The organism is Glycomyces arizonensis DSM 44726, assembly GCF_000482705.1.
Taxonomy (GTDB): domain Bacteria; phylum Actinomycetota; class Actinomycetes; order Mycobacteriales; family Micromonosporaceae; genus Glycomyces; species Glycomyces arizonensis.
The window spans coordinates 294260-314691 of sequence record NZ_AXWO01000001.1 but is presented as its reverse complement, the minus strand read 5'-3'; the positions used below and the strand labels follow the sequence as shown (position 1 = coordinate 314691).

The window sequence follows — 20432 nt, the reverse complement described above, 5'->3', positions numbered from 1 at the left end:
GTATCCTCATGGCCCGTGGCAGACATCCCTGAACACGGCCCGCACGGCCTCGACGCCGACACCATGCGAGAGTGGGCCGCGCGCGGCATCGACACATTGACGCGGCACCGGCGCGGCGTCGACGAGCTCAACGTGTTCCCCGTCGCCGACTCCGACACGGCGACCAACATGGTCGCCACGCTCCAGGCCGCCTTCCAGGGCGCGACGCCGAAGCCGACGCTGCACGCCCTGCTCGACGAGGCCGCCGGACGCGCGCTCCTCTCGGCCCGCGGCAACTCCGGGGTCATCCTCGCCCAGATGCTCCGCGGCCTGGCCGACGCCTGGACCGCGGAGGCGGTCGACGCCAAGGGCTTCGCCGCCGGACTGCGCTCGGCCACCGACGCGGCCACCGCCGCCGTCGCGGTCCCCACCGCGGGCACCATCCTCACCGTCGCCGAGGCCGCCTCCTCGGCCGCCGCGAAGGCCGCGCCGTTCGGGCTCGTCTCGGCCGCCCGCGCCGCCGCCGAGGCCGCCGCCGAGGCCGTCGCCGCCACCCCGACCCAGCTGCCCGCCCTGGCCCGCGCGGGCGTGGTCGACGCGGGCGGGCTCGGCCTGGCGCTGCTCTTGGAGGCCCTGGTCGAGACGCTCACCGGCTCCACCTCGACCGGTGCGCTCGACCTGCTCGAGAGCCACCGCACCAGGGCCGCCGGGCCCGTCGAGGAGGTCCCGCGCGAGACCGGCTCCGAAGCCTACGACTACGAGGTCCAGTACCTGCTCGAAGCGTCCGCCGAGTCGGCCGCCGACCTGCGCCGCCGCCTGACCGAGCTGGGAGACTCGGTCGTCATCATCGGCTCGCGCGCCGATCGGGCGGCCACGACGTTCAACGTCCACGTCCACGTCAACGACGTCGGCGCGGCCGTCGAGGCCGGGATCGAGCGCGGCCGCGTCCACCGGATCTCGGTGACCCGCTTCGATGACGCCTACTCGCGTCACCCCACACAGGACCTCGACCGTGCCGTCGTCGCGGTCACCTCGCAGCCGCAGCTGCGCGCGCTGCTGGAGAACGAGGGCTGCCGCATGGCCGCCACCGGCGCCGTCGACGACGTCCTCATGGCCGTCCGCGCGGGGGGCGGCCCGAACGCGACCGTGCTCGTCGACGACCCCGCCGCGGTCGACGCGGTCCGCGGCGCCGCGCACGCCGCCCGCGGCGACGGCTACCGGGTCGCGGTCATCCCCACCGGGTCGATCATGCAGAGCCTGGCCGCGTTCGCCGTGCACGACCCCGAGCGGCCCTTCGACGACGACGTCATCGCCATGGCCGAGGCCGCCGCCTCCTGCCGCACCGCCGAGGTCCGCTACGAGGGCGGCAGGGCGCTCGGCCTGGTCGACGGCGACGTCGTCCACACCGGAACCGACCCGGCCGTGGCCGCCCTCGACCTGGTCGACCGGCTGTGTTCGGCCGGGGCCGAACTCATCACGCTGCTGGTCGGCGCTGAGTCGGACCCCGAAACTGTCACAGCCCTCAGCGATCATGTGGGAAGGGCGTGGCCGCTGGTGGAGATCCAGCAGCTGCCCGCCGGGCAGGACCGTCCGCTCATGCTCATCGGAGCCGAGTGATGGCCCTGGGCACGAGCCGCCGGCGGCCGAGACGGCGGTGAGACCGGGTGAGATCGAACGCGAACAGTGGAGAGGTGACCGTTGGCTGTAGGTTTGGACGCCCGCCTGCGAGACGTCGTCGGCGCGAAGACCGCCGCCGCGCTCGACAAGGGACTGGGACTGGAGACCGTCGGAGACCTGCTGTCCCACTACCCGTTCCGCTACGCCCAGCGCGGCGAGCAGGCCGACCTCGGCTCGCTGCGGATCGGCGAGGAGGTCACCGTCTTCGCGCAGGTGCGCGCCGCGGTGCCCAAGCCGCTGCCGCCCAAGCCGCCGCGGCCCGGCAAGCGCGCGATCAAGCGCGACCTGCTGGAGGTCATCGTCGCCGACGAGATGGGCCGCACCGTCACCCTGACCTATTTCAACCAGGGCTGGCGGGCCAAGGAGCTCAGGCCCGGGCGCTGGGGCCTGTTCGCCGGGAAGGTCGGCCAGTTCCGCGGCCGGCTCCAGCTGAACTCGCCGCAGTACCGGCTGCTCGCCGAGGACGCCTCCGACCCGGCCGAGGCGGTCGAGGAGTTCGCCGGGGCGTTCATCCCCGTCTACCCGGCCACGGCCGACCTGCCGACGTGGAAGATCGGCCAGTGCGTGCGCATCGCCCTCGACCTGCTGGAGGACCCGCCGGACCCGCTGCCCGCCGCGATCCGCTCCCGCCACCGCCTGATGGGCTACGGCGCCGCGCTCCACCAGATCCACCGCCCCGAGTCGTTCGAGTCCCTCGGCGCGGCCAAGAAGCGCCTCAAATGGCAGGAGGCACTGGTCATGCAGGCCGCGCTGGTGCGCCGCAAGGCCGAGGCCGCCGTTGAGCCCGCCACGCCGCGGCCGAAGGGCGGGGCGATCCTGGAGGCCTTCGACGCCTCGCTGCCGTTCCCGCTCACCGACGGGCAGCGCCGCGTCGGCGCCGAGATCGCCGACGAACTCGCCGGGGAGCATCCGATGCACCGGCTCCTCCAAGGCGACGTCGGCTCCGGCAAGACGCTCGTGGCCCTGCGCGCCATGCTCCAGGTCGTCGCCCACGGCGGCCAGGCCGCGATGCTCGCGCCCACCGAGGTCCTCGCCGGGCAGCACCACCGCTCGATAGCCGAGATGCTCGGCGACCTCGCCAAAGGCGGCGAACTCGGCGCCCCGATGGAGGCCACCCGCGTCGCCCTGCTCACCGGCTCGGCCACCGCCGCGCAGCGCCGCGCCACGCTCGAAGCCGTCGAATCCGGCGAGGCCGGGATCGTCGTCGGCACGCACGCCCTGCTCTACGACGGCGTCGACTTCCACGACCTCGGCCTCGTCGTCGTCGACGAGCAGCACCGCTTCGGCGTCGAGCAGCGCGACGCCCTGCGCTCCAAGGCCGAGCGTCCGCCGCACACGCTCGTCATGACGGCCACCCCGATCCCCAGGACCGTCGCCATGACCGTCTACGGCGACCTGGAGACCAGCCGCCTCACCGAGCTCCCGGCCGGGCGCAGCCCGATCGCCACGCACGTCGTGCCCTACACCGACCAGCGGTGGATGGCCCGCACGTGGACGCGCGTCCGCGAAGAGGTCGCCGCCGGACGCCAGGCCTACGTCGTCTGCCCGCGCGTGGGCGGTGAGGACACCGAGGACACCGGCGGCGGCGACGACCGCCGCCCGCCGCTGGCCGTCACCGACATGATCGAGCAGCTGCGCAGCGGGCCCCTCCACGGCCTGCGTCTCGGCCTCCTCCACGGCCGCCTCGACGCCGAGGAGAAGGACCGCGTCATGCGCGCCTACGCCGCGGGCGAGATCGACGTCCTGGTCGCCACCACCGTCATCGAGGTCGGCGTCAACGTCCCGAACGCCACCGCCATGGTCATCCTCGACGCCGAGCGCTTCGGCATCTCCCAGCTCCACCAGCTGCGCGGCCGCGTCGGGCGCGGCAGTCACCCGGGCCTGTGCCTGCTGGTCAGCGAGGCCGCCGAGGGCACCGCCTCCCGCGATCGGCTCGACGCCGTCGCCTCCACCACCGACGGGTTCGCGCTCGCCGAGCTCGACTTGGAGCAGCGCCGCGAGGGCGACGTCCTCGGCGCGGCCCAGTCCGGCACGAAATCGCACGTCAAGCTCTTGTCGCTGCTGCGCGACGTCGACATCATCGAGGAGGCCAGGGCCGACGCGGTCAAGCTGATCGCCGCGGACCCGCGGATGCGCTCGGAACCGGCGTTCGCGGCCCTCGTCGACGACCTGGCCGCCGACCGAGGCGAATATCTGGAGAAGGGGTGAGGCGCCGCCCCTGGGTTAGAGTGGTCATCTCATGACTAGGATCATCGCCGGCGCCCTCAAGGGCCGCCGCCTCGCCACGCCTTCGGGTGACCGCACGCGGCCCACCTCCGATCGGGTCCGCGAAGCGCTGTTCAACTCCCTCGCGCCCGGCGGCGACCTCGAAGGACTCCGCTTCGCCGACCTCTACGCCGGGTCGGGCGCGGTCGGGATCGAGGCGCTCTCGCGGGGCGCCGCGCACGCCCTGTTCGTCGAGTCCCACGCCCAGACCGCGAAGCTGCTGCGGCGCAATATCGCCGATCTGGGCATCGCCGACGCGCATGTGATATCCGCCCCTGTCGAGAAGGCGCTTGCCTCAGGCGCCGCCGAGCCCTACGACATCGTCTTCGCCGATCCGCCCTATGCGGTGACCGATCAGGCGATCGGCGCCATGCTCGCCGCCCTGGTCGAACACGGCTGGCTGGCCGACGGCGCCGACGTCGTGATCGAGCGAGCCGGGCGCGACGCGGACGTGCCGTGGCCCGAGAAGGTCGCAGAAGACCGCGTCCGCCGCTACGGCACCACCGCCCTTTGCTACGGTCACCGGCTGTGAAACCTGAAGCTCGGCACGCCGTCTGTCCCGGATCGTTCGATCCGGTGACATACGGTCATCTCGATATCATCCGCCGCACCTCACAGCTGTACGATGAGGTGTGGGTCGCGGTCTTCCACAACGCCTCCAAGAACGCGGTGTTCACCGTAGAGGAGCGAGTCGAGCTCCTCAGGGAGACCACGACCGACATGCCGAACGTCCGAGTGGCGTCATTCCGCGGGCTGGTCGTCGACTTCTGCGAAGAGCACGGAGTCGGCGTCATCGTCAAAGGGGTCCGCGCCGTCTCGGACTTCGACTACGAACTGCAAATGGCCCAGATGAACTACGGCTTGAGGGGCATTGAGACGGTGATGATGCCCACCAATCCGCTGTACTCTTTCCTTTCGTCCTCGATGGTCAAAGACGCGGCGAAGTGGGGCGGGGACATCTCCCCCCATGTGCCGGAAATCGTCCAAAGGCGACTGGTGGAACGCATGCGTCAGGATTGACACATGGCAAGGCCCCGATACGGGACAATAGCCTCATGACAGATATCGACGGGAGCAAATCGGTGGGTTCGCTCGACAGGATCGAAGAGATCATCGCCTATGTGGAGGCGGCCAAGGCCGTCCCGATGTCCCGCAGCTGCAAGGTGGACCGCGCCGAGCTCATCGCGATGCTGGAGGAGCTCCAGAACGATCTGCCCTCGGACATCCGCCGCGCCGAGGCCATGCTCCAGGAGCGCGACAAGATCATCGAGGCGGGGGAGCGCGAGGCCGAGCGGATCATCTCCGAAGGCGAGGCCGAGCACGCCAGGCTCGTCTCGCGCCACGAGGTGACGGTCTCGGCCGAGCACGAGGGCAACCGCATCATCGGCGAGGCCCGCGGCGAGGCGCAGCGGCTGCGCGACGAGGTGGACGAGTACGTCGACACGACGCTCGCCAACTTCGAGCAGTTCCTGCACCGCGCCCTCTCCGGCGTCGAGCGCGGGCGCGACAAGATGCACACGCTCCGCGAGATCGGCACCTTCGCCCCGCACCAGCACGACGAGATCGAGGACGAGCGCCCGCTCCCGCAGCTCTAGCGCCGGACCGCCGTCCCGATGCGGGAGCGAGTCCACCCGACGCGCGCTGAGCCGCGCTCACGCGGCCGATGGCGGCCGCATCCCGCCGCCCTGCCGGACGGAGCGGGACTCGACGAGACCCGACGTGTCGGCCCGCCACACGCCCCGCCGGGCCGCCCGCCTGCTTTGAGACGTCCGCGACGCTGAGGTAGCATTGTCGGTCGGCCTCGATCGAGGCGCATCTCCCTGACGAAGGACTGCCGTTCACCGATGACCAACACTGCCCTGGATCCCGCTTCTCCGCTGGTGGTCGACACCGCGGAGCTCGAGCGCAGCGCCGGCGCGACCATGCGGGTCGAACGCGAGGTCGCCGCACCCGAGGCGCTCGGTCCCGACGTGTTTCAGGTCCCGGAGTCGTCCCCGCTGTCCATCGACGTCACGTTCACCTCGGTGAGCGAGGGCGTCCTCGCCGACGGCGACGTCGAGGCCACCGCCGAGGGCGAGTGTGCGAGGTGCCTCGCACCTGTCGAGGACACCCTCAGGGTCCGAGTGCAGGAGCTGTACGCTTATGAAGGCTCCGTCACCGAAGAGACCACTGACGCCGACGAGATTCTGCGGCTCCAGGGGGATCTGCTCGATCTGGAGCCCGCGGTTCGGGACGCGCTGGTGCTGGCGATGCCGGTCACCCCGCTGTGCCGACCTGACTGCCCGGGGCTGTGCGCCGAATGCGGCGTCCCCTGGGATGAGCTGCCCGACGACCACCGTCACGAGACGGTGGACCCGCGTTGGGCGGCATTGGACAAGTTGCGGTCAGTCGACGCCGAAGGCGACGACAGGCCCGAGTAGCACAGCGTAAAAGTATGGAGTTCTGAAGTGGCTGTTCCGAAGCGTCGTATGTCGCGTAGCAACACCCGGCACCGCCGTTCGCAGTGGAAGGCTGCGCCGGTGCGTCTGGTCGAGTGCCCGCAGTGCCACGCCAAGAAGCGCGGCCACCAGGTCTGCGATGTCTGCGGCACCTATAAAGGCCGCCAGGTCTTCGAGGCCTAGTTGAGTTAAGCGCCGTTGTAGTCGGGCAGGGCCGCCTCAGAGCAAATCTGAGCCGCGGCTCGCTCGTCGCAAGTACCGCTCCGCTGCGCTCCGCTTTTGTACTAGCTCCTCACGACCCTTGTCAGATTTGCCCTGAAACGGCCCCGTTGGGCCTGGCAACCCTGACGCGGTCGGTGGACACGGAGATAATCCAGGCCGGCGTTGAGGTGGGAGGCTCATGGGCGACAAGGCAGTACAACATTTCGAAGCGGTGTTCGGGGTCAGTGACATCGACCCCGAACTGCTGCGTCTTGCCCTGACCCACCGGTCGTACGCCTACGAGCACGGCGGCATCCCCACGAACGAGCGCCTCGAATTCCTCGGCGACTCGGTGCTCAGCCTGGTCATCACCACCGCGCTCTACACCAACCACCCCGAACTCCCCGAAGGGCAGCTCGCACGGCTCCGGGCGTCGGTGGTGAACATGAAGGCGCTGGCCGTCGTCGCGCGCCGCATGGGCGCCGGCGGGATCGGCCCGCACCTGTACCTCGGCAAAGGCGAAGAGTCCTCGGGCGGGCGCAACAAGAACTCGATCCTCGCCGACGCCGTGGAGGCGCTGCTCGGCGCGGTCTACCTCCAGTACGGCGTCGAGACCGCCAAGCGGGTGGTCCACCACTTCTTCGACCCGCTCATGGAGCGCGCCGCCGGACAGGGCGCCGCCCTGGACTGGAAGACCAGCCTCCAGGAGCTCACCGCCGACTCCGGGCTCGGCGTCCCCGAATACCGGATCAGCGAGTCGGGCCCCGACCACGCCAAGGAGTTCACCGCCTGGGCCGTCGTGGCCGGCGAGGAGTTCGGCGAGGGCACCGGCGGCTCGAAGAAGGACGCCGAGCAGATCGCGGCCGAACTGGCCTGGCGCGTCCTCTCGGACCGCCTCGGCGTCAAGCAGCGCTGAGCCTCAGCGCTGGCACGCCGGGCAGTAGTGCGCCGAGCGGTCCCCGATCACTTCCCTGCGGATCGAGGTGCCGCACCGTCGGCACGGCTGGCCCGCCCTGCCGTACACCGCGAGCTCCCGCGAGAAGTACCCCGACTCGCCGTTGACCCGCACATACAGCGGGTCGAACGACGTCCCGCCCGCCTCCAGCGCCTCCTCCAGGACCGCCCGGACGTGTCCGAGCAGCTCCAAGGCCTTGCGCCGCGAGATCCGCTCGCCGAGCCGCCGCCCGCGGATCCCGGCCCGCCACAGCGCCTCGTCGGCGTAGATGTTCCCCACGCCGCTGACCCACCCCTGGTCCAGCAGAGCCTTCTTCACCTCGATGCGCCGCGAGCGCAGCCTGGCCGCGCACCGCTCGGCGTCGAACTCCGCCTCGAACACGTCCGGCGCGATGTGCCCGAGCGTCTTCGGCACCGTCCCGTCGGAGTCGACGACCTCCAGGAAGCCGAAGGTCCGCTGGTCGACGAACCACAGCTCGCGATCGTCCTCGAACCGCAGCCGCACCCGCAGGTGCCGGTGCGCCTCGGCCCCGGCATCCATGACGCGGAACTGCCCGCTCATGCCCAGGTGGCACACCAGGACGCGGTCCCCTCCGGGAAGAGCGCCGTCATCGGCGAACGGCTCCGCGTCCAGGTGCAGCCACATGAACTTTCCGCGCCGCCCGCTGCCGGTGACCGTCAGGCCGCGCAGGCTCGCGGTGAAATCGTCGATGCCCGCCGCATGGCGGCGCACCGACCTCGGGTTGTAGACCTCGACGGCGCTGATGCGTCCGCCGCGGAAGGCCGCGTCGACCCCGCGGCGGACCGTCTCGACTTCGGGAAGCTCTGGCACCGCTCAATTATGCGCGCGCCTCAGCTGAGCTGCGGATGCTGCTCCCGCACCGACTCCAGGCCGTAGTTGATCGCGAAGGCGATCGCGGCCAGGCGCGAGTTCACGCCGAGCTTGCCCAGGACGTTCTGGACGTGGGAGCGCACGGTCGAGACCGACACGCCCATCGAGTCGGCCATGTAGCTGGTGGCCTCGCCCCGGATGATGCGGCGCAGCACGTCGTCCTCGCGGGGAGTGAGGTGATGTGCCAGCTCATGGGCGTCTTGCGCGCCGAGGAGCGGCGCCGGTTGGAGGGCGGCCCGAAGGAGCTGCGGGTCGTAGTACGGGGGACTGTTGATGCCCTGGTCGATCGCGTGGAGCAGATCCCTCGGGAGGATGTGCGTGCACGCGATCCCGGCCGCGGCGACCGAGACGGCCTTGCGCAGGACCGAGCCGTCGTCGCGATCGGTGATGAGGAACACCGGCCTCTTGCAGTCGGTCAGGATCCTGCTCCTGGAGACCGCCTCCAGGGCGATCAGGCAGCAGTCGACATGCTCGTCCGCGGCGAGCGCCTTGGCGTTCTTCGCCTCGATCGCGATGTCGCCTCGGCGGTGGAGCAACGGTCGGATGCTGGCTGAGAACACCTGATTGGGGTCGTACAGCATTACACGCACGGTGGCACCTCGTCCTTCAGGTTTTTGGTCGCCTCCCCAGTCGCGCGCCCATGCAGGCGGCCATCCCAGAATGACCGGTTGTAATCGCCGAGTCCAGCTTTGAGTCAGATGCCCGACACAACTGGGTATGAAGCGGGTCCGAGCTGCGATAATGCGAGTCCGGTGCGTTGCGGACGGTGACCGCCGCACCGGCGAGACGCCGGGCCGGGGCCGCAAGGTCGCTTGGTGGGTCTGCCATGCGGCCGAAGCGGTTCCGGTCCGGCCCCGAGCAGATGTGGTGCGGTGCTCGGGGCGGTTTCCGCGCGACCCGCTGTGTCGGTGCTCGGGTTCCTACGCCGGCCGTTGCTCCCTCTGTTCGGCTTCTGCCGCGATCCGCTGTGCCTTCTGTTCGGGTTCCTACGTCACCCGCTGCGCTCTCTGTTCGGGTTCCTCCGTCACCCGAAATCCTGCACCCAGTACTTGGAGTACGTGGAGCCCTCGACGCCGTCGGCGACGCCGAGGCCGATCACGTCGTAGTCGCAGTTCAGGATGTTCGCCCTGTGGCCTTCGGAGTTCATCCAGCCCTCCATGACCGCGGCGACGTCCGGGTATCCGGCGGCGATGTTCTCGCCGACGCCGCCGCTGTAGCCCTGCTCGGCCGCGCGGTCGGTGGGGCTGCGGCCGTCGAGTGAGGTGTGGCTGAAGTAGTCCTGCTCCGCCATGTCCTCGGCGTGGAGGCGCGCGGCGGCGTCGAGGGTCGTGTCGCCCTCCAGCGCCCCGCAGCCGGCGTCGGCCCGTTCGCCGTTGACCGCGGCGAGGAGGGCCTCTTCGGTGGTGCGGTCTTCATCGGGCTCGGACCCGCCGTCGTCCCCACCGCCGCCATCGCCTCCGCCATCGTCCTCGTCGGGCTCCGGTTCGGACGACGTCTCGTCCTCCGCGGGCGCCTCGGTCGTGGGTTCGACCTCGGCGTCCTGGGGTTGGACGGCGGAGTCGCCGAGCTGCAGATCGGGCAGCGTGCCACCGTCCGGGGCGTCGGTGGTCTCGGCGGTGGCGTCGCCTTCACTCGAAGCGGTGGTCTCTTCGAGTGGCGAGTCGAGTGCCCAAAGTGAGGTGGCCGCCGCGCTGAGCCCGAAGGCCAGGAGGATCGCGAGGAACATCCGGCGTCGGCTCTCGGCGGGATCGCGGTGGCGCCCGCCCCTGGGTCTGCTCATCGGAGTGTGGGGGCCTCGTTACGGGAGGTTGCGTGAGGTATGTTCCGATTTTCAGGCACCTTATCAGGCGCGAAGGCGTAGCGCGAGCCACGCGGTGTGACCCCGGTCGAATCCGTGGGGCAAAGCCTGTGTAAAGCTTGACGAGAACCGCCGTGTAGGCGGATGATGTTGAGAGACCGCCGGTGTTCACGAGCCGTGCTCCACCGGTCCCGCGGGGGCAGTTGGCTCTTGCGGCAAAAATTCACTCAAGCTATATGCGACGTTATTCATGGTGCGTACACCACCGTCACCAAACGACGCGATCGCAAGGAGAAACTATGGCGAAAGCCCTCTATGGCCACATCGGCCAGGCCCCGAACAAGCGCCTGCTCGAAGAAGTGGTCCAGCTACGTGCGCGAGTACGCAACCTCGAGAGCGAGCTCGCCGAGCTGCGCGCTCGTGAGAGCGAGGTACAGCACGACGAGGCCGAGGAGTTGATGCGGCTGTCAGAGCCCGCGTTGACCTAGCCGTCACTCGCACAACGAAACACCAGCGCGCCAGCTGCACTACAGCCGGCGCGCATCGTCGTGTCCGGGCCCGTTTCCCACCGCCGACGTCCTCCCTCGTCTCGACGACAGGCGGCCTCCGCCGTTTCGGAGCGGTCCTCGGACCCCCGACCCCCGGCCGCGCCTCCACCGCCTCCCGTGCGGTCCCGCGCCTCGAAAGCGCTTGACCCCGAACGAGATCAGTCCGTCGCGGCCGTCCCCGCTCCTTCGCCCCCCGCCGTCCACCTCTGCGAACGTCCTTCTCGACCGGCACGCCGACCGTCTTGGCAGGCGAGCGCCGCGAGCCGATGTACCCGCTCCCGTCGGGGCCTCCTTGTAGTCTTGGACCGACCCAGCCACGCAGAGCCGCGCCACGGAGTTGACCGTTGTACCTCAAGAGCCTCACGCTGAAGGGATTCAAGTCCTTCGCCTCGGCCACGACCCTGCGCTTCGAGCCCGGCATCACCTGCGTCGTCGGCCCCAACGGCTCCGGCAAGTCCAACGTCGTCGACGCCATCGCCTGGGTCCTCGGCGAGCAGGGCGCCAAGTCCCTGCGCGGCGGCAAGATGGAGGACGTCATCTTCGCCGGCACCACCGGCCGTCCCGCGCTCGGCCGCGCCGAGGTCACCCTGACCATCGACAACTCCGACGGCGCCATCCCCATCGACTACACCGAGGTCTCCATCACCCGCCGCATGTTCCGCTCCGGCGAGGGCGAGTACGAGATCAACGGCGACCGCTGCCGCCTCCTCGACGTCCAGGACCTCCTCTCCGACGCAGGGATAGGCCGCGAGATGCACGTCCTGGTCGGCCAGGGCAAGCTCGACTCCTACCTCCACGCCCGCCCCGAGGACCGCCGCTCCTTCATCGAGGAGGCCGCGGGCGTCCTCAAGCACCGCAAACGCAAAGAGAAGGCCCTGCGCAAGCTCGAAGGCATGCAGGGCAACCTCGACCGGCTCTCCGACCTCACCGCCGAGCTGCGCCGCCAGCTCAAGCCCCTCGGCCGCCAGGCCGAGCTCGCCCGCCGCGCCCAGACCATCCAGGCCGACCTGCGCGAGGCCCGCCTGCGCCTCCTCGCCGACGACCTCCACGGCCTGCGCACCGACATCGCCAAGGACCTCGCCGACGAAGCGGCCCTGCGCGAGCGCAAGGCCGTCCTCGCCGAGGAGCACGAGCGCCTCGCCGCCGGGATCGGCGAGATCGAGACCGCCCACGCCGCCGACAAGCCGCGCCTGGCCCGCCTCCAGGAGACCTGGTACCGCCTCCAGGCCGTCGCCGAGCGCCTGCGCTCGACCGCCCAGGTCGCCGCCGAGCGCCGCCGCTACCTCTCCGAGAACACCGGCGACGACCGCCCCGGACGCGACCCCGACGTCCTGGAGACCGAGGCGCAGCGCATCCGCGAGCAGGAGGTCGACCTGCGCGAGGGCATCGCCGAGGACTCCGAGCGCCTCGCCGCCGCCGCCCTGACCCGCGAGGAGACCGAGGCGGCCCTGTCCGGGGCCGAGCAGCGCATCGTGGGCGCCGTCAAGGCCGCCGCCGAGCGCCGCGAGGCCCTCGCGAAGCTGCGCGGCCGCGTCGACTCCCTGCGCTCGCGCACCGCGGCCGCCGCCGAGGAGCTCGAACGCGCCGCCGTCGCGCTCGCGGAGTCCAGGGAGCGCGCCGAGGCCGCCGCCGAGGCCGTGGCCGAAGCGGAGGCCGAGGACGAGGCCGCCCTGGCCACCACCGAGTTCGACGAGCACGACGCCGCCGTCAAGGCCCGCGTGGCCGCCGCCAAGGCCGAGGTCGACCGGCTCGCGGGCGCCGAGCGCGAGGCCGACCGCGAGGCCTCCCAGTGGACCGCCCGCGAGGAGGCCCTCGCCGTCGGCCTGCGCCGCAAGGACGGCGCCGCCGCACTCCTCGCCCGCGGCGAGGCCGTCCCCGGCCTGCTCGGCTCCGTGGCCGCCCTGCTCACCGTCGAGCCCGGCTACGAGGCCGTCCTCGCCGCCGCGCTCGGCCGCCTGGCCGACGCCATCGCCGTCACCGGAGCCGACGGCGCGGCCGCGGCCCTCCAGATCCTGCGCGACGAGGACGGCGGGCAGGCTTCCTTCTTGATTGAGCACAGTGCTCCGGCCGCCCATGCCGCGGTGCCGCCGCAGTTCAAGGCCGTCGCCGACACCGTCTCGGCCCCCGCCGGGCTCGCCGGGGCCGTCCGCGCCGTCCTGGCGGGCATGGTCGTCGCCGACGACCTCGACGAGGCCCGCGCCGTCGTCGCCGCCCACCCCGAGCTCACCGCCGTCACCCGCGAGGGCGACGTCCTCGGCGCCGCCACCGCCCACGGCGGCTCCGCGGGGGCCCAGTCCTACATCGAGATCCAGGCCGCCGTCGACGAGGCCCGCGACCGCAAGATCGCCGCCGAGTCCCTCGCCGCGCAGCTGCGCGAGCAGCTCGACGAGGCCCGCGACGCCCTCGGCGAGGCCGAAGCGGCCGCCGAGGAGGTCCGCGCGGCCAGGCGCCAGGCCGAGGCCGCCCACAACGCCGCCGGTCGCCGCCTCGCCGAACTCGGCGCGGCCGCCCGCAGCGCCGAAGCCGAGGTCGCCCGCCTCGCCCAGGCCAAGGACCGCGCCCAGACCGCCCGCGAGTCCGACACCGCGGGCCTGGCCGACCTCGAGGCGCAGCTCGAAGACCTTGAGGCCGAACCGGAGATCGAGGAGCCCTCCACCGATGAGCGCGACGCCCTCGCCCGCGAACTCGAGGCCGCCCGCCAGAACGAGATGGAGACCCGCCTGGCCGTCCGCACCGCCGAGGAGCGCGCCTCCGCGCTCGCCGGTCGCGCCGACGCCCTGGCCCGCCAGGCCCAGTCCGAGCGCGCCGCCCGGGCTCGCGCGCAGGCCCGCCGTGCCGCGCGCGCCAGAGGCGCCGCCGTCGCCGCACTCGTCGCCGAGGCCGCCGAGGCCACGGGCGTCCATCTCACCGACTCCCTCGAAGAGGCCGCCATCGAACGCGACCGGATCGCCGCCGAGCAGTCCCGCCGCGAGGCGCAGCTCGCCGAGCTGCGCGAACGCGCGAACACCACGGCCGCCGAACTCGAGCGGATCACCTCCGCGGCCCACCGCGACGAGGTCGCCCGCGCCGAGCAGCGCCTGCGCATCGAGCAGCTCGAAGAGAAGGCCGCCACCGACTTCGGCATCGACATCGAGACGCTCCTGGCCGAGTACGGGCCCGAGCAGCCGGTCCCGCCCACCGCCGACGAGATCGCCACGGCGGAGGAGAAGGGACGGCCCGAGCCCGAGCCGCACCCGTTCGACCGGGCGACGATGGAGAAGCGCGCCGCCAGGGGCGAGCGGGAGCTCAAACTGCTCGGCAAGGTCAACCCGCTCGCGCTGGAGGAGTTCGCCGCGCTCGAAGAGCGCTACCGGTTCCTGGGCGAGCAGCTTGAAGACGTCAAGAAGACCCGCGCCGACCTGCACCACGTGGTCAAGGAGGTCGACGAGCGCATCCAGACGGTCTTCGCCGAGGCGTACGAGGACACCGCCCGCGAGTTCGAGCACGTCTTCCAGACGGTCTTCCCCGGCGGGGAGGGGCGGCTGATTTTGACGGACCCGGAGGACCTGCTGCACACCGGCGTCGAAGTCGAGGCCAGGCCGCCGGGCAAGAAGGTCAAGCGGCTCTCGCTGCTGTCGGGCGGGGAGCGGTCGCTGACGGCGCTGGCGCTGCTGTGCGCGATCTTCCGCGCCCGGCCCAGCCCGTTCTACCTCATGGACGAGGTCGAGGCCGCGCTCGACGACGTCAACCTCGGGCGCCTGCTGGACCTGCTGCGCCAGCTCCAGGACCATTCGCAGCTGCTGGTGATCACGCACCAGAAGCGCACGATGGAGATCGCCGACGCCCTGTACGGCGTGACGATGCGATCGGGCGTGACGCAGGTGATCAGCCAGAAGTTCGTGAAGGAAGAGGTCTGAGCGCCGCACTGCGGGAGTGCACAGCGGCGGAAGCTCACGGCCCCCGGCCGACGGCCGCCAGTACAGTGGTGAGGCACTGCGACTTCCTGGAGGGTGACAACCGTGGACAACCTGTGGATCTGGCTCGTGGCGGCGATCGCCCTCGTGGCGGCCGTCGTCGGCGGGGTGCTGCTCGCGCGCCGATCCGGGTCGAAGGCCGTCGAGACACGGCCGACGGCAGAGCCGACGGCGAAACCGGAGGTCGAGGCTGAACCCGAGGCGGAACCGGAAGGGGAAGCCGAGCCCGCCGCTCCCGCGGTCGAGACCCCCGCGCCCACGGCCGGGCGCCTCGTCAGGCTCCGCTCGCGGCTCTCGCGCTCCAACAACGCCCTCGGCAAGGGCCTGCTCGCGTTGCTGTCCAGCGACAAGCTCGACGACGACGTCTGGGAGGAGGTCGAGGACACGCTCCTCGCCGCCGACGTCGGCGTCACCGACACCACCCAGATCGTCGAGCGCCTCCGCGAGCGCGTCAAGGTCCTCGGCACCCGCAGCCCCGCCGAGCTGCGAGCGCTCCTGACCGAGGAGCTCACCGCCGCGCTCGAACCCGGCCTCGACCGCTCCCTGGCCACCGCCTCTCCCTCCGGCGAGGGCCCGGCCACGGTCATGGTCGTCGGCGTCAACGGCTCGGGCAAGACCACCACCTGCGGCAAGATCGCCCGGGTCCTCATCGCCGACGGCCACACGGTCCTCCTCGGCGCCGCCGACACCTTCCGCGCCGCCGCCGCCGAGCAGCTCGAGACGTGGGGGAGCCGCGTCGGCGCCAAGGTGATCCGCCGCGGCGAGGGCGCCGATCCCGCCTCGGTGGCCTTCGACGCCGTCAAGGCGGGCGCCGACGAGGGCGCCGACGTGGTCCTGATCGACACCGCCGGGCGCCTCCAGAACAAGACCGGCCTGATGGACGAGCTCGGCAAGGTCAAGCGCGTCGTCGAGAAGCAGGGCCCGGTGGCCGAGACGCTGCTGGTCCTGGACGCGACCACCGGCCAGAACGGACTCCAGCAGGCCAAGGTGTTCGGTGAGGTCTGCCAGATCACCGGCGTGGTGCTCACCAAGCTCGACGGGACCGCCAAAGGCGGGATCGTCATCGCGGTTCAGCGGCAGTTGGGGGTACCGGTTAAGCTGGTCGGACTCGGGGAGGGTCCGGATGATCTGGCCCCGTTCGAAGTAGGAGAGTTCGTCGGCGCCATCGTCGACGGCACCGAGGGCTGATTCAGCACACGGCGGGCACTGCGGGGACCGGTGAGCCAAGACGAGATTCCGCTTATTGGCGGTAACACGAGCACCGTGGTCCGGTTGGGCGACACGGTCCGGCGGAACACCGGCCCGTGGACGCCATCGGTCCACGCCCTGCTGCGGCATCTCGAGCAGGCGGGGTTCACCGGCGCGCCCAGGCCGCTCGGGATCGACGAGCACGACCGCGAGGTGCTGTCGTTCGTCGAGGGCGAGCCGGGGAAGTACCCGCTGGCGCCGCACTGGACGACCGACGAGACGCTGACCGCGGTGGCGAAGATGCTGCGGATGTTCCACGACGCCCAGTACGGGTTCCGGCCGGCGCCGGGCGCGACGTGGCGCTCGTTCGGGCCGCCGCCGCCGGACACCGAGATCATCTGCCACCACGACGCGGCGCCCCACAACGTGGTCTGGCGGCCCGACGGGACGCTGTCGCTCATCGACTTCGACCTGGCGAGCCCGGGGGCGCGGATCTACGACGTGGCGTACGCGGCGTGGACGTGGGTGCCGGTCTTCACCGACCGGGACTCGATGACGCTGGGCTGGAAGAAGCCGGACCGGGCCAGGCGGCTGCGGCTGTTCGCCGACGCGTACGGGCTGACCGACCGGGACCGGGCCAGGTTCATCAAGGTGATCCGCAAGCGCATCGTCGACCACATCGAGGGGATCCGCCGCATGGCGCAGGCGGGCGACCCGACGTTCGAGCGGATCGTACAGAAGGGCCACCTCCGCCGCCCCGCGAGGGACCTGCGCCTGCTCGACGCCGAGCGGTACATCCTCGACGAGGCGCTCCGCTGACAGAAGACGCCTGGTCGGGTGCCGCTGCTCCGGTCGGTGCAAGACCTCCGAACGGGCGTTATGCGGCCCGGTCGTCGGCCCGTCACCACCGCTTTTCCGGAGGGCCGATCGTCTTCGCGGCCGTGAGCGGCGGCGCGGCTTCGCCGTCTCCGCTCGTCGCGGCGTTTCGGGGGAGCGGTGCTGACCGAACGCCGTCCGCCCGCCCTTCGAATTATGCGGCGAGGGGCCGCCGACGAGCCGGGAGCCGACGGTTGCCCTCACCGCACACTTGCGTCCCTCCGCGGCGCATTGCGCCGCAAATCCACTGGAGCGCTCCCAAGGAATTGCGAAAAAGCAGGGGCCCCGGTAGTCCGAGTGTTGATTCTCGAAGGATTTTGAGGGATTTGAATATGAACATACCTTGGGAGCGCTTGCCTGTCAATACATCGGGTCACATCAATATCTAGATCTTGGTGAGGCCCCTGCTCACCCCGCGGTCCACCGCAGCTCCCGTGAGGACAGCTCGCCGTACGGCGTCACGGCCGCCAGGTCGGCGCGGTGCTCCCCGGGCGCCGTGCCGAGCGCCCAGGCGCCCTCGGCGCTCGCCCGCCCCTCCATGGCCCCGCCCACGGCGTACGGATGGGTCGGCACCACCCGCACCGCGGGCGAGCCGTCCAGCGAGGTCACCGCCACCGCGATGTCCGACAGGCGCGGATAGGCGTCGGCCGCGTCGCGCAGCAGCCGCTCGGTCTCCACGACGGACCGGTGCTGGAAGACCGGCACGAATCCCTCGGGGTCCCAGGCCGCGCCGGTCACCGAGGCGTGCCGGAAGTAGGCCGCCCACAGCGCCACGTCCTCGATGCCGTCCCGCGGGCCGACGCTCACCGGCCGGGCGGGCCGCTCGCGGGCCTGGAGTTCGGGCAGAGCGAGCGGCCGCGCGTCCTCGTCGACCCAGTAGCTGCCGTGCTGCCCGTCGAGCACCACCCACGAGTCGAGGTCGTCGATCCACGCCTCCGCCACGGCGTGGCCCTTCCCGACGCCGTCGTGGTAGTCCCCGCGCCGCAGATCCGCCTTCCTGGCCGGGATGCGCAGCGCGTTGAGGCTCTGCGCCAGCACGATCGAATACTCGACGCAGCTGTAGCGCGCCCCGAGCGCCACCTGTTCGAGGATGTCGAGCGAATCCCCGGCGTTGATCCGCGCGTTCGCGTGCCGCCACAGCCCGTTCGTCCAGGCCAGGAGCGTCCGCGCGGTCTCCCAGGCGCTCGCGGCCGGGCCCGGCAGGCGGCCCCGCAGCTGGGCCTCGCGGTGCGCGGCGATCGCTTCGAGCCGCAGCGGCGCGGCCGCTCGCGGCTCGGGCCAGGCGGTGATGCGCAGCGGCGGCCCCGGGACGTTGGCGCGGGCCCGCTCCAGCACGCCGTCCCAGTCCCCGTCGCGGCCGAACGCGGCCGAGAGCTCCGGCTCGAACAGGTCGACCTGGTGGAAACCGGCGTCGATGGCCTCGTCGAGCCGCTCGCGCGCGGTCGGCAGGCCCACCTTGTGGGCGGCGATCGCCAGGCTCGGGGCCCACAGGTCGCGCCAGAACTCGGTGTCGGCCCGCAGCGTCCGCTCCAGGTCGAGGAGCGTCCACCAGCGCCCTCCGCGCATGGCGTCCTGGGCGGCGGTCCGGACGCGCGCGAGAGCGGCGGGGCGGGGCGTGCTCATGCTGAGAAGGGTAGCCAGTCGCCGGAACGACGTCCCGCGAGCTGCGCCGCCGCAATCCCGCTTGTCGGCGGTGGGCCGGGGCGCTAGAGTGTTGGGCATGATCCTTTAGATGAGATTCGGCCGTATTCCGATCGGCCGCGCCGTGCGCGCCCTCCAGGTTGCCGCGCACGACTGAGTGTTCCAAATCTTCTCGACGCTGGGCCACTCCGGGCGACATCACGGCTCGCCGAATCCGTCTGGTGCTCGCGTCGTTTCCAATTCGACCCGCGAAGGGATCCACATGACCACCGAATCGCCAGAATCCGCTGAGCCGCAAGAAGAGGCCGACCAGCCGCTCAACCGCGAAGAGCGCCGGGCCGCCGCCCGCGGCAAAAAGGGCGCGAAGGGCGGCAAGCAGCCCATCGGCTCCAAGAAGTCCAAGGTCCGCTCGCAGATGCCGAAAGGCGGCGTGGGCAAGTTCCAGCTGCCGACCAAGAACGGCTGACCCAGCGCATCGAAGAGGGCGGCGGGCATCGTGCCCGCCGCCCTCTGCTCGTGCGGTCGTTATGCGGCGTTGCAGGTCACGTCAGGCGTGGCCGCGGTGCCGGTGCCGATGAAGCCGAAGACCTCCTTGGTCTGGCCGGAGGCGATCGAGCCGTTCCAGCCGACGTCGGAGGCGGTCACCGAGCTGCCCGAGGTGGTCAGGTCGGCGTTCCAGTGGCTCTGGACGGACTGGCCCCCCGGCCAGGTCCAGTCCAGCGTCCAACCGGACAGGTCGGCCTCGGCGGTGACGGTCACCGACGCCTGCCAGCCCGAGCCCCAGTCGTTGACGATCGCGATCGCGGCGGTGCAGTCGCCGTCGCCGGTGGGCGGCGGCGTGGTCTCGTCGTCAGGGGGAGTGGTCTCGTCGTCCGGAGGCGTGGTGTCGTCGTCGCCCGGATCGTCGCCGAAGACCGAGGCGCGCTCGGCGGTGTTGGCGACGCCGTACTGGCTGTCGAAGACGTGCTCGCCCCAGGTGGTCTTCTGTGCCGGGTCGAAGTCGAGCACCTGGTCGAGCCTGTTGTCGGAGTTGCCCGAATAGGACCAGGCGATCCAGCCGATGCCGCGGGCCTGGGCCTCGGCCTGGATGGTGTCCCACGGGACCGGCTGGTCGCCGAAGGCGTCGCCGTACTCGCCGACGATGAGCGGCAGGCCCATCGCCTCGAAGGCGTCGAAGTAGTCGATGACCGTCTGCGGGTCGGTGAAGACGCCGTACATGTGGATCGAGAACAGCGTGTTGCCGTCCTCGTCGGCCGCGGCCACCGCGGGGGCGTTGTCGCGCATCACGTACTGCCAGTCCTGGCCCCAGTTGGGGGCGTCGACGACCAGGGTGTGCTCGAAGCCGATGCCGCGCATCCGCTGGACGGCGGCGATGGTCGCGTCGGTCCACTGGGCGGCGTCGGTGTTGCCGATCGGCTCGTTGCCGATGTTGATGAGGACGTACTCCTCCTCACCGGCGAGGACGTCGTACAGGCCCTCCCAGAAGTCGACGGACTGGTCGAGACTGGCCGCGCCGGCCTGCTCGCCGTAGCCGGTGGTGTCGTGGTTCTCCAGGACGCAGATGACGCGCTGCGCCTTGCATTCGGCGACGATCTGGGCGACGCGGTCGGGCGTGGAGACGCCCCAGGCGCGCTCGCCGGAGCCGAGGACGACGCGGACGGTGTTCACGCCGAAGTCGCTGAGCTCGCCGATGCTGTCGAGCTCGCTCTGGAACCACACGTCGGGGTGCGTCGAGCCGCGCATGATGAACGGGTTGCCGTTCGCGTCGATCAGTTGCGTGCCGTTGATGGAGAACCCGCCCTCGGTCTGAGCGCTGGCCGGCAGCAGCGCCCAGATGCCGGCGAGGGCGACGGCGAGCGCGGTCGCCGCGGCGAGCAGCCACTTGCGCAGCGCCCGTCCGCGCGGAAGCGCTCCCGCCGTGGGGTCGATATTGCTCATGGTCATCCTTCGGAAGAAGCGGATCAGTGAATCCCAACCTCAACATAGAAAACCATAAATGTCTTTTGATGGCAAGGAAAACTT

Annotated in this window: 18 protein-coding genes; 13 read left to right on the top strand and 5 right to left on the bottom strand. The window is 71.3% G+C overall.

The window, feature by feature from the left end; all coding sequences use genetic code 11:
• The first annotated feature begins 15 nt into the window (after positions 1–15).
• The 8 genes from H613_RS0101370 to rnc all read left to right on the top strand — a co-directional run bounded on the left by H613_RS0101370 (position 16) and on the right by rnc (position 7476).
• A complete protein-coding gene (locus H613_RS0101370; RefSeq protein ID WP_026922382.1) occupies positions 16–1596 on the top strand; it encodes a DAK2 domain-containing protein in 1581 nt (526 codons plus the stop codon).
• Between the two features lie 81 nt (positions 1597–1677).
• Positions 1678–3864, top strand: a complete 2187-nt coding sequence (gene recG / locus H613_RS0101365) for an ATP-dependent DNA helicase RecG (RefSeq protein WP_026922381.1) — start codon at positions 1678–1680, stop codon at positions 3862–3864.
• A gap of 31 nt (positions 3865–3895) precedes the next feature.
• Positions 3896–4453 (top strand): 16S rRNA (guanine(966)-N(2))-methyltransferase RsmD, encoded by a 558-nt coding sequence (rsmD, locus tag H613_RS0101360; RefSeq protein ID WP_026922380.1) that lies wholly within the window; start codon positions 3896–3898, stop codon positions 4451–4453.
• A complete protein-coding gene (gene coaD, locus H613_RS0101355; RefSeq protein ID WP_026922379.1) occupies positions 4450–4941 on the top strand; it encodes a pantetheine-phosphate adenylyltransferase in 492 nt (163 codons plus the stop codon). The genes rsmD and coaD overlap by 4 nt, the downstream gene beginning before the upstream one ends.
• 35 nt (positions 4942–4976) lie before the next feature.
• Positions 4977–5516 (top strand): hypothetical protein, encoded by a 540-nt coding sequence (locus H613_RS0101350; RefSeq protein WP_051392794.1) that lies wholly within the window; start codon positions 4977–4979, stop codon positions 5514–5516.
• A gap of 249 nt (positions 5517–5765) precedes the next feature.
• Positions 5766–6341: a YceD family protein gene (locus tag H613_RS0101345; protein ID WP_026922377.1), complete on the top strand. Its 576-nt coding sequence runs from the start codon at positions 5766–5768 to the stop codon at positions 6339–6341.
• Between the two features lie 27 nt (positions 6342–6368).
• Positions 6369–6542, top strand: coding sequence for a 50S ribosomal protein L32 (gene rpmF, locus H613_RS0101340; RefSeq protein ID WP_026922376.1), 174 nt, complete (start codon positions 6369–6371; stop codon positions 6540–6542).
• 217 nt (positions 6543–6759) lie between these two features.
• Positions 6760–7476 (top strand): ribonuclease III, encoded by a 717-nt coding sequence (gene rnc / locus H613_RS0101335; protein WP_026922375.1) that lies wholly within the window; start codon positions 6760–6762, stop codon positions 7474–7476.
• Between the two features lie 3 nt (positions 7477–7479).
• Here the strand turns inward: rnc and mutM are convergent, their stop codons facing one another.
• The 3 genes from mutM to H613_RS23705 all read right to left on the bottom strand — a co-directional run bounded on the left by mutM (position 7480) and on the right by H613_RS23705 (position 10186).
• Entirely contained in the window at positions 7480–8346 is an 867-nt protein-coding gene (gene mutM, locus H613_RS0101330; RefSeq protein WP_026922374.1) for a bifunctional DNA-formamidopyrimidine glycosylase/DNA-(apurinic or apyrimidinic site) lyase, read from the bottom strand.
• A gap of 20 nt (positions 8347–8366) precedes the next feature.
• Positions 8367–8942: a helix-turn-helix transcriptional regulator gene (locus tag H613_RS28780; RefSeq protein WP_169731938.1), complete on the bottom strand. Its 576-nt coding sequence runs from the start codon at positions 8940–8942 to the stop codon at positions 8367–8369.
• 488 nt (positions 8943–9430) lie between these two features.
• Positions 9431–10186, bottom strand: a complete 756-nt coding sequence (locus H613_RS23705; protein WP_084546208.1) for a CAP domain-containing protein — start codon at positions 10184–10186, stop codon at positions 9431–9433.
• 317 nt (positions 10187–10503) lie between these two features.
• Between H613_RS23705 and H613_RS0101315 the strand changes: the two genes are divergently transcribed.
• The 4 genes from H613_RS0101315 to H613_RS0101300 all read left to right on the top strand — a co-directional run bounded on the left by H613_RS0101315 (position 10504) and on the right by H613_RS0101300 (position 16712).
• Positions 10504–10692: a hypothetical protein gene (locus H613_RS0101315; RefSeq protein WP_026922372.1), complete on the top strand. Its 189-nt coding sequence runs from the start codon at positions 10504–10506 to the stop codon at positions 10690–10692.
• A 404-nt stretch (positions 10693–11096) separates the two neighbouring features.
• Complete coding sequence (gene smc / locus H613_RS0101310; RefSeq protein WP_026922371.1) at positions 11097–14648, top strand: chromosome segregation protein SMC; 3552 nt, start codon at positions 11097–11099, stop codon at positions 14646–14648.
• A 102-nt stretch (positions 14649–14750) separates the two neighbouring features.
• Entirely contained in the window at positions 14751–15893 is a 1143-nt protein-coding gene (ftsY, locus tag H613_RS0101305) for a signal recognition particle-docking protein FtsY (protein ID WP_245598428.1), read from the top strand.
• Positions 15894–15923: 30 nt separating this feature from the next.
• A complete protein-coding gene (locus H613_RS0101300) occupies positions 15924–16712 on the top strand; it encodes a phosphotransferase (RefSeq protein ID WP_026922369.1) in 789 nt (262 codons plus the stop codon).
• 465 nt (positions 16713–17177) lie between these two features.
• Here the strand turns inward: H613_RS0101300 and H613_RS0101295 are convergent, their stop codons facing one another.
• Positions 17178–18392, bottom strand: coding sequence for a transglutaminase-like domain-containing protein (locus H613_RS0101295; RefSeq protein ID WP_026922368.1), 1215 nt, complete (start codon positions 18390–18392; stop codon positions 17178–17180).
• A 280-nt stretch (positions 18393–18672) separates the two neighbouring features.
• On the opposite strand from H613_RS0101295, the gene H613_RS0101290 reads away from it, so the two are divergent.
• Complete coding sequence (locus H613_RS0101290) at positions 18673–18876, top strand: hypothetical protein (RefSeq protein WP_026922367.1); 204 nt, start codon at positions 18673–18675, stop codon at positions 18874–18876.
• A gap of 59 nt (positions 18877–18935) precedes the next feature.
• Here H613_RS0101290 and H613_RS0101285 read toward each other — a convergent pair whose 3' ends face one another.
• A complete protein-coding gene (locus H613_RS0101285; RefSeq protein WP_051392792.1) occupies positions 18936–20348 on the bottom strand; it encodes a cellulase family glycosylhydrolase in 1413 nt (470 codons plus the stop codon).
• Between the last annotated feature and the right edge of the window lie 84 nt (positions 20349–20432).